At 73.7% G+C, this 14,613-nt stretch carries 13 protein-coding genes; 12 read left to right on the forward strand and 1 reads right to left on the reverse strand.

Translation table 11 applies throughout. The annotated features are described in order from the left end of the window. Positions 1 to 102 precede the first annotated feature (102 nt). From ACGH7X_RS35510 to ACGH7X_RS35565, 12 genes are all read left to right on the forward strand, one after another. Positions 103 to 2,223 (forward strand): glycoside hydrolase family 27 protein, encoded by a 2,121-nt coding sequence (locus tag ACGH7X_RS35510; protein WP_399893496.1) that lies wholly within the window; start codon positions 103 to 105, stop codon positions 2,221 to 2,223. 110 nt (positions 2,224 to 2,333) lie between these two features. Further along, positions 2,334 to 3,620, forward strand: coding sequence for an ABC transporter substrate-binding protein (locus tag ACGH7X_RS35515; RefSeq protein ID WP_399893499.1), 1,287 nt, complete (start codon positions 2,334 to 2,336; stop codon positions 3,618 to 3,620). Position 3,621: 1 nt separating this feature from the next. Beyond that, complete coding sequence (locus ACGH7X_RS35520) at positions 3,622 to 4,557, forward strand: carbohydrate ABC transporter permease (protein ID WP_399893502.1); 936 nt, start codon at positions 3,622 to 3,624, stop codon at positions 4,555 to 4,557. Next, positions 4,557 to 5,471 (forward strand): carbohydrate ABC transporter permease, encoded by a 915-nt coding sequence (locus ACGH7X_RS35525; RefSeq protein ID WP_399893505.1) that lies wholly within the window; start codon positions 4,557 to 4,559, stop codon positions 5,469 to 5,471. Before ACGH7X_RS35520 ends, ACGH7X_RS35525 begins: the two co-directional genes overlap by 1 nt. 20 nt (positions 5,472 to 5,491) lie before the next feature. Further along, complete coding sequence (locus ACGH7X_RS35530) at positions 5,492 to 7,618, forward strand: alpha-galactosidase (protein ID WP_399897569.1); 2,127 nt, start codon at positions 5,492 to 5,494, stop codon at positions 7,616 to 7,618. A gap of 71 nt (positions 7,619 to 7,689) precedes the next feature. Then, positions 7,690 to 8,460, forward strand: a complete 771-nt coding sequence (locus ACGH7X_RS35535) for an SDR family NAD(P)-dependent oxidoreductase (protein ID WP_399893508.1) — start codon at positions 7,690 to 7,692, stop codon at positions 8,458 to 8,460. A 41-nt stretch (positions 8,461 to 8,501) separates the two neighbouring features. Continuing rightward, the gene (locus ACGH7X_RS35540) at positions 8,502 to 9,254 is read left to right on the forward strand and encodes a FadR/GntR family transcriptional regulator (RefSeq protein WP_399893510.1); all 753 of its coding nucleotides are present in this window, start codon (positions 8,502 to 8,504) and stop codon (positions 9,252 to 9,254) included. After that, positions 9,255 to 10,400 carry a galactonate dehydratase gene (gene dgoD, locus ACGH7X_RS35545; protein WP_399893513.1) on the forward strand — a complete coding sequence of 382 codons (1,146 nt, stop codon included), beginning with the start codon at positions 9,255 to 9,257 and terminating at the stop codon, positions 10,398 to 10,400. A gap of 4 nt (positions 10,401 to 10,404) precedes the next feature. After that, on the forward strand, positions 10,405 to 11,232 hold the full coding sequence (locus ACGH7X_RS35550) for a hypothetical protein (protein WP_399893516.1): 828 nt from the start codon (positions 10,405 to 10,407) through the stop codon (positions 11,230 to 11,232). A 25-nt stretch (positions 11,233 to 11,257) separates the two neighbouring features. Then, on the forward strand, positions 11,258 to 11,890 hold the full coding sequence (locus ACGH7X_RS35555; RefSeq protein WP_399893518.1) for a bifunctional 4-hydroxy-2-oxoglutarate aldolase/2-dehydro-3-deoxy-phosphogluconate aldolase: 633 nt from the start codon (positions 11,258 to 11,260) through the stop codon (positions 11,888 to 11,890). Continuing rightward, positions 11,887 to 12,780: an SMP-30/gluconolactonase/LRE family protein gene (locus tag ACGH7X_RS35560; RefSeq protein WP_399893521.1), complete on the forward strand. Its 894-nt coding sequence runs from the start codon at positions 11,887 to 11,889 to the stop codon at positions 12,778 to 12,780. Before ACGH7X_RS35555 ends, ACGH7X_RS35560 begins: the two co-directional genes overlap by 4 nt. Next, positions 12,777 to 13,766 carry a sugar kinase gene (locus tag ACGH7X_RS35565; RefSeq protein ID WP_399893524.1) on the forward strand — a complete coding sequence of 330 codons (990 nt, stop codon included), beginning with the start codon at positions 12,777 to 12,779 and terminating at the stop codon, positions 13,764 to 13,766. The genes ACGH7X_RS35560 and ACGH7X_RS35565 overlap by 4 nt, the downstream gene beginning before the upstream one ends. A 71-nt stretch (positions 13,767 to 13,837) precedes the next feature. Here the strand turns inward: ACGH7X_RS35565 and ACGH7X_RS35570 are convergent, their stop codons facing one another. Further along, positions 13,838 to 14,488, reverse strand: a complete 651-nt coding sequence (locus ACGH7X_RS35570) for a fascin domain-containing protein (protein ID WP_399893526.1) — start codon at positions 14,486 to 14,488, stop codon at positions 13,838 to 13,840. Positions 14,489 to 14,613 lie beyond the last annotated feature (125 nt).

A 14,613-nucleotide genomic window follows, 5' to 3' on the forward strand; every position in this document is an offset into this window, starting at 1 on the left:
TCGTGACAGCCCTCTGGATAAATTAGTAATAATCATTGACAGCGTTCCGCGGGCGGGCCACAGTCTTCGCCGTCCCCCTGTTTCCCGATCCCGGAGAGACACGTGAGAGCACACCCACCCGCGCTCCTCACCACCGCGCTCGCCCTGGCCCTGACCGCCACCGGCGCCCCCTGGGCGACGGCGGCTCCCGCCACCGGCGCGAGCGTCGACCAGGGAGCGCCCGACTACTACGACAGCGGACTCGCGCCGACGCCCTACATGGGCTGGAACACCTACTACGGGCTCGGCGCCCCCACCGAGAAGGAGGTGCGATCGGTCGCCGACCGGCTGGTCGGCAGTGGGCTGCGCGACAGCGGCTACGACATCGTCTGGCTCGACGGCGGCTGGCAGGCCGACAACCCCCGTGACGCACAAGGGCGGTTGGTCGCACACCCGGAACGCTTCCCCTCCGGCGTCCCCGCGCTGGTGACCTACCTCCACGAGCGCGGCCTGAAGGCGGGCATCTACACCGACGCCGGCGCCTACGACGGCGGCAAGAGCTGCGGTCTGGGCAGCAGGGGCCACTACGAGCAGGACGCCCGGCAGTTCGCCCGCTGGAAGGTCGACGCGATCAAGGTCGACTTCCTGTGCGGGATCGGGGCGAAGCTCGAACCGGGCCCCGCCTTCAAGGAGTTCGCCGACGCGGTCGCCAAGTCCGGTCGGAAGATGCTGCTCAACCTCTGCAACCCGCTGACCGACGACTGGGGCCTGCCGCACACCCCCGAGCAGGACGCCCACAACACCTACACCTATGCCCCGACGACCGCCGACTCCTGGCGCACCGGCACGGACATCGCCTGGGGCACCCCCAGCCCGGGGCAGTGGGCCAACGTGCTGCGCAACATGGACGCCAACGCCTGGCACCCCGAGGCGCAGGGACCGGGCCACTACAACGACCCCGACTACCTCATCCCGATGCGCCGCATGGCGGACGGCACGCCGGAGCTGACCCAGGAGGAGTCCACCACCCAGTTCGTCATGTGGGCGGAGATGGCCTCGCCGCTGGTGCTGGGCACCGACCCGCGCACCCTGTCCGACTCGATGCTCCGGACGCTGCGCAACCCCGAGATCATCGCCGTGAACCAGGATCCGCTGGCCGTCCAGGGCGTCCGGGTCCGGGCCGATGCCACCGGCGACGTGTACAGCAAGGTGCTCAGCGGCCGGGGACGGCGCGCGGTCGTCCTGCTGAACCGGTCCGACGAGCCGGCGCGGCGCACCGTGGACTTCTCCGACGCCGGCCTCGGCGGCGCGGTGGCCGTGCGCGACCTGCGGGCCCGCGCCGACCGGGGCACGCACACCGGGTCCTACACGGTCGAGGTCCCCGCGCACGGCACCGCCCTGCTGAAGCTGAGCGGCGAGGACGCCCTGCCCGGCGCCGACCTGGGGCAGCGGGCCACCGCGAGCCCGGCCGTGGTGCGCGACGCGGCCGGCCTCACCGTCTTCGTGCGCGGTCCGGGCGGCACGCTCGTGGCCCGGACGCAGGGGGAGGGCAGGCCGGCCGTACGGAGCCTCGGCGGCCCCGTCCGGGGCGGGATCCTCGGCCAGCCGGCCGCCTACGCCTCCGCGGGCGGCCGCGTCGACGTCTTCGTGCGCGGCGCCGACTCCCGCGCGTACCGCAGGGTGTTCGACGACGGGCACTGGGGGCGCTGGCAGGACCTGGGCGGGCGGTTGACCGACGCGCCCTCCGTCGCGTTCGGGGGCCCGGACCACTGGACGCTCTTCGCGCGCGGCGCCGACGGCCGGATCGTGCGGCGCGGACCCTCGGCCGGCTGGACGTCGTTCGGCGCACCCGGGGACCGGCCCACGTACGGGAGGCCCTCCGCCGTGATCGACGCGCAGGGCCGGGTCCACGTGGCCGTGCGCACCTCGGCGGACGACGTCTGGACCCGCACGCGGCAGACGTCGGGGGAGTGGTCGGGGTGGAGTTCGCTCGGCGGGACGGTCAGCGGGAGCCCGACGCTGGTCGCCGTGGGGGACACCGTGGCCCTCTACGCGCGGGCCGGTGACTACACGCTCTGGCAGCAGCGGTTCCAGGACGGGGCCTGGCAGGGCTGGACCAAGCGACCCGAGTTCCCGAGCGCCGCCCTCGAGGGCGCCCCCGGCGCCGTGGCCGGCCCGGACGGAGCCGTCGACGCCGTGTACCGGGGGGTGGACGGGCACGTTCACCTGACGCGGTTCGAATAAATTAGTAATTATCCTTGACGTGGCGAGCGTGCCACGCGAATCTGGATCCGCCGGGGCGGGGCCCGGCCGCGCAAGGCCGCCCCGTCCCCGTGGACCCGTAGGAGCACTCCATGACGATCCATCAGCCCAGCCGACGCGGATTCCTCGCCGGTGTCGGCGCCGCCGGGAGCGCGGCCCTGCTCAGCGGCTGCGTGACCTCCGGTTCCAGCGGCAAGAGCTCGTCCGGCGGCGCCGTGACCCTCCAGTCCAACCTGTCCGCCCCGCAGGCCAAGGCCGCGATGGAGGACCTGGTCGCCGCCTACGGCGAGAAGGGGTCGGGCGGCGTCAGTCTGAACACCGTCGCGGCGGAGACGTTCCGCACCCAGCTGCCGACCTACCTCACCTCGGCCAACCCCCCGGACGTCTACACCTGGTACCCCGGCTCGGTGGCCGACGCGTACGCGGAGAAGGACCTGCTCCTCGACCTCGGCGAGGTGTGGGAGTCGCCCGACCTCAAGGGCTACTCCAAGGCGCTGAACACGCTGTGCACCGCGAGCTCCGGCAAGAAGGTCTTCGTCCCCACCACCTACTACTGGTGGGGCATGTTCTACCGCAAGTCCAACTTCGCCAAGTGGGGCGTCGACGAGCCCGAGACCTGGGACGACTTCCTCGACCTGTGCGACACGCTCAAGGGCAAGGGCGTCGACCCCATCGGGCTGGGAGCCGGCGGCAACACCGCCTGGGTGGCCTCGGCCTGGTTCGACTACCTCGACATCCGCATCAACGGCGCCGACTACCACCGCGAACTCCTCGCCGGAAAGCACCGCTTCGACGACCCCCAGGTGCACAAGGTCTTCGACCGCTGGCGGGAGATCCTGCCCTACTTCGACCCCGACGGCACCGCCGTCGCCTTCCAGGACGCCACCACCTCCCTGCTCAACGGCCGCACCGGCACGATGCTCATCGGCACCTTCTTCGCCGACGCCGCGCCCAAGGACGCGCTGGAGGACATCGACTTCTTCCGCTTCCCGGTCATCGACCCCGAGGTGCCGCTCGCCGAAGAGGCCCCCACCGACGGCTACTTCGCCAGCGCCCGCACCGGCAAACGCGACGACGTGCTCGACGTCCTGCGCTACCTGGCGACCGCCGAGGCACAGGAGATCTACGTCAAGGGCTCCTCGGGCACCGCACTGCCCTGCCACCCCGACGCCGCCGACGCGGGCACCCCGCTCGTGCAGAAGGGCCGCGAACACATCGAGGGAGCGGCCGAGATCACCCAGTTCTTCAACCGCGACTCCAGCGACGCCATGCAGCCCGCCGCGGACACCGCCCTGACCCGGTTCATCGCCGAGCCCAAGTCCGTCGACTCCGTCCTCACCACCTGGCAGCGTGAGGCCGAGAAGATCTGGCGGGCGTGACGTGACCGTCCTGACCGCCCCCGACCGCAAATCCCGGACCCCCGTGCCGCCCCGCGGCGGCCGGGCCCGGGGACCGCGCCGCACACCCCCGCTGGTCCTCGCCTTCCTCCTCGTCCCCCTGCTTGCCGAGGCCGTGTGGGTGTTCTGGCCCGCGCTCCAGGGCTTCTACCTCGCCCTCACCGACTGGGACGGCGTCTCGGCCCCGACCTTCGTCGGCCTCGACAACTTCCGCGAGATGGCCCACGACGAGGTCTTCCGCAGCGCCACCTGGCACACGGTGCTGTGGCTGGTGCTCTTCGGCGGCCTGTCCGCCCTGCTCGGCCTCGCCGCCGCGCTGCTGCTCCAGCAGGAGCGGCGCGGCGTCGGCTTCTACCGGGCCGCCCTGTTCCTGCCGGTCGTCTTCTCCCTAGTCGCCACCGCCCTCGTCTGGCAGGCGATCTACCAGCCCGACGGCGTCCTCAACCACACCCTGGAATCGGTCGGCCTCGGCAGCCTGCGCCACGCCTGGCTCGCCGACCGTGACACCGCCCTGTACGCCGTCATCGTGCCCGCCCTGTGGCGGCAGATCGGCTACGTGATGGTGCTCTACCTCGCCGGCCTCAAAGGCATCGACCCGGCGCTGTACGAGGCCGCCAAGGTCGACGGGGCGAGCCCCTGGCAGCGCCTGCGGCACGTCACCCTGCCCCAGCTGCGGGGCGTCAACGCCGTCGTCCTGTCCGTCATCGTCATCGACTCGCTGCGTTCCTTCGACGTCGTCTGGTCGCTGACCCGCGGCGGCCCCTACCACTCGTCCGAGCTGCTGAGCACCTACATGTACTCCACCGCCTTCCAGTCCCTGCGTCTCGGCTACGGCTCCGCCCTGGCCGTCGTCATCTTCGTGCTGGCCTTCGGCGTCATCGCCTCCTACCTCGTCCGCGCCTTCCGGGAGGCCGACTGATGGCGACCGTGCGCACCCCAGCCGCCCGCACCCCAGCCGCCCGTACCCCCGACGCGCGTACCTCCGCCGCCCGTACCTCCGCCGCGCTCCGCCGTCGCCGGGCCGCGACCGCCGGCTTCCATCTGAGCGCCGGCGCCCTGGCGCTGCTGTGGCTTCTGCCCATCGCGCTCGTCCTGGTGACCAGCCTGCGCACCTTCGACGACATCGCCGCGCACGGCCTGGGCAGTTGGCCCCGCTCCTTCACCCTCGGCAACTTCTCCCAGGCATGGTCCGACGGCGGCCAGCAGCGCGCCCTCATCAACAGCCTGCTGGTGACCGTGCCGTGCGTGCTGGTCACGCTCGCCCTGTCGGCCATGGCGGCCTTCGCCCTCAGCCGCTACGAGATCCCGCTGCGCCGCTCGCTGTTGCTGCTGATGCTCGGCGGCAATCTGCTGCCCCCGCAGATCCTGCTCATCCCGGTGTCCAAACTCAGCGAGCTGATGGGCGTCTACGACACCCTGCCCGCCCTCATCGGCGTCCAGATCGGCTTCGGCGTCGGCTTCTACGTCTTCGTCCTGCACGGGTTCATGCGGGCCATCCCGCCGGAGATCCAGCAGGCGGCGGTCGTCGACGGCGCCGGGCCCTGGCAGGTCTTCTGGCGGATCATCCTGCCGCTGGCCCGTCCCGCCCTCGCCGCGCTCAGCGCCCTCTCCTTCACCTGGATCTTCAACGACCTGCTCTGGGCGATCACCGTCCTGCGCAGCGACACCAAGATGCCGATCACCGCGGCCCTCATCGGCCTCCAGGGGCAGTACGTGTCGATGTGGAACGTGATCGCCGCCGGTTCCGTCATCGCCGCCGCACCCACGGTGGCCGTGTTCCTGCGGTTCCAGCGGCACTTCGTGGCCGGCCTCAACCTCGGAGCGGTGAAGTGAGCCGTCAAGTGAGCGGTGACGTGACCCCGTACCCGCGCTGGACCCTGCGCACCGAACACACCAGCTACACGGTCCGGCTCTCCCCCGAGGGACCGTGGGCCGAACTCGACGCCTGGGGACCCCTGGGCGTCGAGGACGGCCCGTCCGCCCTGGACCTGACCCGGCGCACCCACTTCATCACGCCGGCCGACACCGCACCCGCCGAGTACATCCCGTACGGACTGCGCCCGTTCAACGGCGCCGACCTCGTCGCGTCCCGCCCCGGCACGGAACGCGGCGTGTGGTGGGACTTCGCCGGTGCCGAGGAGGGCGTCGGGACCCAGGCGGACGCAGGTACCGGCGAAGGTGCGTGCACCCTGCGCCTCACCTTCACCGACGACGTTCTCGGGCTGCGCACCGTCCTGTGCTACGAGACCGTCCCCGGCACCGACGTCCTCCTGCGGTGGACCGAACTGACCAGCACGGCCGCGGGCGAACTGCGCCTGGACCGCTTCGACTCGGCCGCCGTGAACATCCCCGTCACCGGCCCCGCTCTGCTCACCCACCTCACCGGACAGTGGTCGCAGGAGTTCCAGCACACCCGGCTCGAACTGACGCGGGGCACCTTCACCATCGGCAGCGGCCAAGGCGTGCCCGGCCACGCCCACGTGCCCTGGCTCGCCGTACAGGGGCAGGACGGGCCGGCCGCGTACGGCATCGCCCTCCAGTGGCCGGGCAACTGGCACATCACCGCCGAGGCGGAACCCGGCGCGAGCCCGCGGGTACGGGCCGGACGCGTCCCGCACGAGGGCGCGGTGTTCCTGGCGCCCGGCGAGAGCCTCACCACCCCGCGCCTGGCCTGCGCGTTCAGCGCCGACGGACTCGACGGACTCTCCCGCCTCTGGCACCGCTACGAACGCCGCCTCGCCGGCGAGCGGCTGCACCGCCCCCGCAAGGTGCTCTACAACTCCTGGGAGGCCACCGGCTTCGACGTCGACGCCGCCGGCCAACTGGAACTGGCGAAGGCGGCCGCGGACATCGGCGCCGAACTGTTCGTCGTGGACGACGGCTGGTTCACCGGACGGGCCGACGACACCGGCGGACTGGGCGACTGGTACCCGGACCCCGAGGCGTTCCCGGACGGCTTCGACCGGTTCGTCGCCCAGGTGCGGGCGCTGGGCATGGACTTCGGCCTGTGGGTCGAGCCCGAGGCCGTCAGCCCCGGCAGCCGGCTGCACACCGAACATCCCGACTGGGTCTACCGGATCGAGGGCCGCCCCGCCCGGCTGGTCCGCAACCAGCTGCTGCTCGACCTCGGCCGCACCGACGTCCAGGACTTCGTGATCGCCACCCTGGACCGGCTGCTCCACGCCCACGACATCGGCTACCTCAAGTGGGACATGAACCGGCCGCCCACCGAACGCGGCCGACCCGGCCCGCACCCCGCCGACCACCTCGACCTGGACGCCCGGCACGTCGCCGGCTACCTGCGCGTCCTGGACCACCTGCGCACCGCCCACCCGGACGTCACCGTCGAGGGCTGCGCAGGCGGCGGGGCACGGATCGAGCACGCCACCCTGGCCAGGACCGACGTGGTCTGGCCCAGCGACAACACCGCCCCGCTGGACCGGCTCTCCGTCCAGTACGGCTTCCTGCACGCCCACGCCCCGCACGTCATGAGCTCCTGGGTCACCGACGCGCCCGGCATCTTCGACCCCCGCCCGCGCAGCCTCGCCTTCCGCTTCGTCAGCGCCATGTGCGGTGTCCTCGGCATCGGCGCCGACCTGCGCGCCTGGACACCGGACCGGCGCGCCGAGGCCGCGAGGTGGATCGCCCGCTACAAGGACGTGCGCGAGGTCGTCCACCACGGCGAGGCCCGCCTCCTGAACACCCCGCACGACGCGACCTGCGGAGTGCAGTTCGACGCGGCGGACGGCCGGCGCACCGTGGTCGCCGCCCTGAGCACCGGGCTCCTGGACGGAGCCCCGCTGCTGCCCGGGCGTCCCGAGCGGCTGCGGCTGCGCGGCCTGGACCCGGCCGCCCGCTACCACGACCGGGCCACGGACACCACGTACAGCGGCGCGCATCTGCTCCACCACGGACTGCCGTTCACCTGGAGCGCCGGCCACGACGCAGAACTGGTCGTGCTGACCCGGCGGCAGGAGTGAGGGCGCATATGTTTGCCGGCACGGCCGACGACCGCCGGCCGCCGCGCCGGCGCGAAGGAGGAGAACCCACGATGGACGCACCCGCAGCGGCGGCCGCCCGCTTCACCGGCCGCACGGCCGTGATCACCGGCGCGGCTTCCGGCATCGGCGCCGCCACGGCCGCACGCCTCGCCCGCGAGGGCGCCGCCGTAGTCCTCGCCGACGTCGACGGGGAACGCGGCGCCGCCGTCGCCGAGCGGATCGCCGAGGACGGCGGCCGGGCCCGGTTCGTCACCGCCGACGTGGCCGCGGAGGACGACTGGACGCGGATCGTGGCCGCCGCGCACGCCTTCGGCCCGGTGGACGTCCTCGTCAGCAACGCCTACACCGTCGACGTCACCCCCGCCCACACCATGTCCCTGGACTCGTGGCAACGGCAGCTGTCCGTCAACCTCACCGGCGCCTTCCTCGGCTTCCGGGCCGTCCTGCCCGACCTGCGCGAGCGGCGCGGCGCGGTCGTGCTGACCTCCTCCGTCCACGCCCACAAAGGCATCCCAGGCCACCCCGCCTACGCCGCGTCCAAGGGCGCCCTGCTGTCCCTGTGCGGCCAGCTCGCCGTCGAGTACGGACCGGAGGTCCGCGTGAACGCCGTACTGCCCGGCCCCGTCCTCACGGCCGCCTGGGACAGGGTGCCGCCGGCGGACCGGGAGCGCAGCGTCGCCGAGACCGCCGCACGGCGCTTCGGCACCCCCGAGGAGGTGGCCGCGGCCATCGCCTTCCTCAGCGCCGACGAGGCCTCCTACATCACCGGATCGCACCTGCTCGTCGACGGCGGCTGGAGCGTCGTCAAGGCCTCCGCGTAACCCCGTTCCCGTAGCATCCCGTAGCAGAAAGGCTGTACGACATGACGCCCTACGCCCGTCGCGGCGTGCACGGCCAGACCGTGGAAGCCCTCGCCCGCCGCATCCTCGGCGGGCGGATCCCCGAGGGAGCCACGCTCGACCTGGTCGCGCTCCAGAGCGAGCTGGACGTGAGCCTGACCGCGCTGCGCGAGTCGCTGAAGGTGCTGGCCGCCAAGGGCATGGTCGACGCCCGCCAGAAGCGCGGCACCTTCGTCCGCGCCCGCGCCGACTGGAACCTGCTCGACGCCGACGTCCTGCGCTGGCAGTTCGAGGGCGGCAGCACCACCGGCTCCGACCAGGCCCTGCTGCGCAACCTCGCCGAGGTGCGCGCCATCATCGAACCGGCCGCCGTCCGTCTCGCCGCCGGCCGCCGCACATACGAGGACCTCGACGCGCTGGACGCCGCGCTGGCCGCGATGGGGGAGCAGGACGCCGATCCCGCCCGTGCCGTCGACGCCGACCTCGCCTTCCACCGCGCCCTGCTCGCCGCCACCCACAACGAACTCCTCGAACGCATGGAGATGGTGATCGAGTCCGGACTCGCCCACCGCGACCGCATCGTGCACAGCTCCCCGCACAGCGGGGACCCGGTACCGGCCCACCGGGCGGTCCTGGACGCCGTCCGGGACCAGGACTCCCGGGCCGCGGAGGCCGCCATGCGCGCCCTGCTCGACCAGGCCGACCGCGACCAGGACCGGATCGGCAACGCCGACGAACCGGATGCGACCGACGACACGGAAAGGCTGCACCGCTAAGTGAAGATCGCCCGCATTGAAACCTTCCTGGTCCCGCCGCGCTGGCTGTTCTGCCGCGTCGAAACCGACGACGGTGTGGTCGGCTGGGGCGAACCCGTCGTCGAGGGCCGCGCCGAAGTCGTGCGCGCCGCCGTAGACGTCCTCGCCGAGCACCTCGTCGGCAAGGACCCGCTGCGCATCCAGGACCACTGGCAGGTCCTCACCAAGGGTGGCTTCTACCGGGGCGGCCCCGTCCTGTCGAGCGCCGTCGCCGGCCTCGACCAGGCCCTGTGGGACATCGCCGGCAAGACTTACGGGGCACCCGTGCACGCCCTGCTGGGCGGGCCCGTGCGCGACCGGGTGCGCGTCTACGCCTGGGTGGGCGGCGACGAACCCGCCGCGCTCGCCGAGCAGATCGCCGCCCAGGTGGAGGCCGGCTTCACCGCGGTGAAGATGAACGCCGCGGGCCGCGTCTCACCGGTGGCGAGCCCGGCCGAGACCGCGGCCGTCGTGGCCCGGGTGGCCGCCGCACGGGAGGCCCTCGGACCTGACCGCGATGTCGCCGTCGACTTCCACGGCCGCTTCACCGCCGCCAGTTCCCGCCGCGTCCTGGCCGAACTCGCACCCCTGCACCCGCTGTTCGTGGAGGAGCCCGTCGTCCCGGAGCAGAGCCATCTGCTGGTCCGGCTCGCCGACGCCACCGACATTCCGCTCGCCACCGGCGAACGGCTCTACGGCCGCGGTGAGTTCCTGCCCGTCCTCGCCGCCGGCGTCGCCGTCGTCCAGCCGGACCTCTCCCACGCCGGCGGCATCTCCGAGGTGCACCGCATCGCCTCCCTCGCCGAGACCTACGGTGCCCTGCTCGCCCCGCACTGCCCGCTGGGTCCGATCGCCCTCGCCGCCAGCCTCCAGGTGGCCTTCGCCACCCCGAACTTCCTCATCCAGGAACAGAGCCGGGGCATCCACTACAACAAGAACGCCGACCTGCTGACCTACCTCGTGGACACCGAGCCGTTCCGCTTCGTCGACGGCCACGCGCCCCGCGGCGACGCGCCCGGCCTCGGCGTCGACGTCGACGAGAAGGCCGTACGCGCCGCCGACCGCGCAGGCCACGCGTGGCGCAACCCGGTGTGGCGGCAGCCCGACGGCTCCTTCGCGGAGTGGTGATCCCGTGTCCCTCCACGTCGCCACCGACCCCGCGCACGGCGGCCGCTGGACCTCGCTGAAGGCCGGCGGACGGGAGTGGCTGTGGCACCGCCACGCGCCCGGGCGGGCAACAGTGTCGCCGGGGGACGCCTTCGTCGACGCGGGCGGCCTGGAGGAGTGCGTTCCCACCGTCCGCGGCACCCCCGACCACGGCGCTGCCTGGTCCCGGGCGTGGACCACCGGTGAGGACGGCAGCCGGACCGTGCGCTGCGACCGGTTCGCCCTGGCCCGCACGATCCGGACCACGCCCACCGGGGCCGAGGCCGACTACGTACTGACCGCCGACCCGGGCTTCCGCTTCGTCTGGGCGGCACACGCCCTGCTCGACCTCACCGAGGCCGCCGTCCTGAGAGCCCCCGACGGTGCGCGCACCCGCCTCTTCCCCGAGGCGGCCGCACTCCTGGACGCTCCGTGGCCGGCGGGCGCCCCGTGGCTGGAGGGCTCCTGGCCCCGGCCGCACGGACTGCCGCTCGGCCGGTTCGGACCCCGGGACGGCACCGCGGTCGGCGCGACCCTGGACACCGCCCGCTGTTGCCTCCACGACGGCACCGACCGGCTGGCTCTCGCCCTGGAGTGCGGGGCGCAGCCGCGGTCCGTGGCGCTCTGGCGCAACCTGGGCGGGTTCCCCGCCGGGCGCCCCTACCGCAGCATCGGCGTCGAACCGATGCTCGGACGCGTGTTCGATATCGCTGAGGCGGGCCCCGACGACGCCGCCCGGGTCCCGCCCTCCGGCGAGGTGCGGTGGCGACTTACCCTGGCCGCCGAATGCCGCTGCGCGCCGACCGACCTGTAAGACCCTGCAAGAAGGAGCCCCGCCCGTGGACCTGCGAGCCGCCCTGGCCGCCCACCGCCTCGTCGCCATCGTGCGCGGAGACGACGCCGACGCCGCGCTGCGCACCGTACTGACCCTGGCCGAGGAGGGCCTGGAGCTCATCGAGGTGTCGCTGACCGGCAAGGACGCCCTCCTGGTCATCGAACGGGCCAGGGCGGCCCTCGGACCCGGCCGGCCCCTGGGGGCCGGAACGGTCCTCACCGCCGACGACGCCGTGGCCGCCCACCGCGCCGGCGCCGACTTCGCCGTCACCCCCGGCCTGGGGGAGGGCGTCACGGCGGCCCGCGAGCGGGGTCTGCCCGTCCTGGCCGGCGTCATGACACCCACCGACATCATCACGGCACGCACGCTCGGCGCCACCGCGCTGAAGATCTTCCCCGCGGCCCAGGCCGGTGGGCCCGCCTACGTCAAGGCCCTGCGCGGCCCCTTCCCGCACGAGACCCTCGTGCCCGTCGGCGGGGTCGACGAGGCGGCCGCCCGCGCCCACCTGGCGGCCGGTGCCACCGCGGTCGGGGTCGGCTCCCCGCTGATCGGCGACGCCGCGGACGGAGGCAGCCTCGACGGCCTCCGCGCCCGCGCCCGCGCCTTCCGCGCCGCGGTGCGGGAGGCCAGGCCGTGACCGACGCGCTGCTCTCACCCCGTCCCGACCGGCTGGAACTCGGCGAGGGCGTCCGGTGGACCGACGCCGGCCTGGTGCTCGTCGACATCCTCTCCGGACGGCTGCTGGGTGTCCCCGAACCGGACGACGCGCCGCTGCGGGTACTGGCGGAACTGCCGTGCCCCCTGGGCGCGGTGGCGCCCGTCGCCGACCGGCCCGGCACCTGGGTCGCGGCCGCCGGCACGGGCATCTGCCTGCTCGCCCCCGACGGAGCGACGACCTGGCTGGCCCGGCCCGAGGGGGACGGCGACGCCCCGGCCCACATGCGCATGAACGACGCCGCCGCCGACCCGGCCGGCCGGTTCTGGGCGGGCAGCATGGCGTACGACGCCACCGAGGGCGCCGGTTCGCTCTACCGCGCCGACCACGACGGAGGCGTGGAGCGCGTACTCGACGGCATCACCGTGCCCAACGGCCCCGCGTTCACGGCCGACGGCCGTGCCATGTACCTGGCCGACAGCGCACGGGGCGTGATCCGGCGGTACCCGGTGGACCCGGCCACCGGGCGCCTCGGCCCGCCCGAGGTCTTCGCCACGCCGGAGGAGGGCAGCCCCGACGGCATGGCCGTCGACGCGGAGGACGGCCTGTGGGTGGCGCTGTGGGGCACGGGCACGGTCCGCAGATACCGCCGGGACGGCGGCCCCGACCGAGTGGTGCGCCTGTCCGCCCGCCGGCCCGCGGGACTGTGCCTGAAGGACGACGTACTGCACATCACCACCGCGCGGGTGGGACTCGCCGCACCTGGTCCCGACGACGGGGCGCTGTTCTCCGTCCGGGTCGACGTGCCGGGCCGTCCGGCGTGCGCCTACCGCCCGGACACCTCGGTTCAGGCGTCGGGGGAGAGGGAATGAGCGGCGCGAGCCCCTGGCGGCCGTCGCGGGGACCAGTGGTGTGCCTCGGGGAGACCATGGCGGCCGTGGCCCCGGCCCCGCCCCACGCGCTGGAGAGCGCCGAGTCCCTGCGCCTGTCGGTGGCGGGCGCCGAGTCGAACGTGGCCATGTACCTCGCGGACCTGGGTCTGCCCGTCTCCTGGCTCTCGGCCCTCGGTGACGACCCGCTCGGCCGCCGGGTGCGGGCGGCCGTCGCGCAGGCGGGCGTGGACGTCTGCGGTGTGCGCACCGACCCCGCCCGGCCGACCGGCCTGCTGCTGAAGGACCCGGGCGCCGCGGGGACCCGCGTGCACTACTACCGGAAGGGTTCGGCGGCCTCGGCCCTCGGCCCCGACGTCCTGGCCGACGAACGGCTCGGCAGGGCCGCCCTCGTCCACCTGACCGGGGTGACGCCGGCGCTGTCCGCGTCCTGCCGGGCGCTGGTGGAAAGGGTGCTTCACACGCCGCCGGCGCAACGCCCCCACGCCGTCAGCTTCGACGTCAACCACCGTGCCGCGCTGTGGCCGCCGGACACGGCCGCCACGGTGCTCCGGGACCTGGCCGACCGCGCCGACATCGCCTTCGTCGGCCTGGACGAGGCGCAGGACCTGTGGGGCGCCGATCTGACCGGCACGGACGTCCGCCGGCTGCTGAGCCGCCCGCGGATCCTCGTCGTCAAGGACGGCGGGCGGGGCGCCACCGCGTTCACCGAGCAGGGCGTGTGCACGGTGCCCGCCCTGGCCACGGAGGTCGTGGAGCCGGTCGGCGCGGGGGACGCGTTCGCCGCCGGATTCCTCGCCGGGCTGTGGAGGGGCGCGGACATCGGCCGCGCCCTGCGCCTCGGCCACATCACGGCCGCCTCCGCGCTGAAGGTCGTGGGGGACCACGGGCCCCTGCCGGACGAGGACACCGTCGGTGCCCTGCTGGCACTCACCGACCAGGAGTGGGGCGAGCGGTCCGGCCCGTGACGCGAAGCGCCCACCGGCGCCCGCGTTACGCGGGGCACCGGTGGGTCGCGACGGTCGGACGCGGTGGGGCGTCAGGCGCCGATGTCCCAGAGCACGAACTCCTCCCACGAGCCCGTGATCTCGGCGGAGCGGGCGCGCAGCGCGTACTGGAGCGAACCGGTGTAGCCGTTCTCCATGGTGACGAAGAGTCCGTTCAGCGTGGACTGGAGCGCATAGCGGTCCAGGTCCTCGTTGTAGAAGAGGACGAAGCGCTCCCAGCCGCCCACGCTCGTGGAGCGGGCGCGCAGTACGTTCTGCGCACTGCCGGTGTAGTTCTTCTCCACCGCCACGTAGCGGTTGTTCGCCAGCGACCGCAGGGCGTAGGTCTGGGTGGCCTCGTCCCACTCGAAGGCGTAGCTCTCCCAGGAGCCGCCGAACTCGGCCGAACGGGCCCGCTGGACACCGGCGTTCGGCGCGGCGTAGTTCACCTCGGTGGCCACGAAACGGTCGTTGCGGACCGACTGCACGGCCAGCAGTTCGGGCTCCTCGGCGGCGAGCGGGGCCCGCCGGGCGTCCGCGTCCCCGGTGAGCCGCGCCAGACCGGTGGCGTCCACGGCCTCCCAGCCGGCGGGTGCGCCGGCCGGGCGGTCGGCGTTCGGCGCGGCCGTGACCGCGGGGGCGGCCAGCGCGGAGGTCGCCAGCAGGGCGCTCAGGGACAGCAGGACGGAGGTCGTACGTCTCACGGGAATTCCTCGGCTTTCGTCACACGGATACCGGGGTGGCGAGACAATGAGCCCGCGCGAAACGGCACCTGGACATGACGGCGTCATTCCCCGAATTTCTCCGCACCCCCCACAGGCCGCGTTCG

Source organism: Streptomyces sp. BBFR51, assembly GCF_044591655.1.
Classification (GTDB): Bacteria; Actinomycetota; Actinomycetes; order Streptomycetales; family Streptomycetaceae; genus Streptomyces.

Excerpts from the sequence above, each read along its gene's own strand:
- ACGH7X_RS35515 (WP_399893499.1), top strand. The coding sequence starts at position 2,334 with ATGACGATCCATCAGCCCAGCCGACGCGGATTCCTCGCCGGTGTCGGC.
- ACGH7X_RS35525 (WP_399893505.1), top strand. The coding sequence starts at position 4,557 with ATGGCGACCGTGCGCACCCCAGCCGCCCGCACCCCAGCCGCCCGTACC.
- ACGH7X_RS35535 (WP_399893508.1), top strand. The coding sequence starts at position 7,690 with ATGGACGCACCCGCAGCGGCGGCCGCCCGCTTCACCGGCCGCACGGCC.
- ACGH7X_RS35540 (WP_399893510.1), top strand. The coding sequence starts at position 8,502 with ATGACGCCCTACGCCCGTCGCGGCGTGCACGGCCAGACCGTGGAAGCC.
- ACGH7X_RS35565 (WP_399893524.1), top strand. The coding sequence starts at position 12,777 with ATGAGCGGCGCGAGCCCCTGGCGGCCGTCGCGGGGACCAGTGGTGTGC.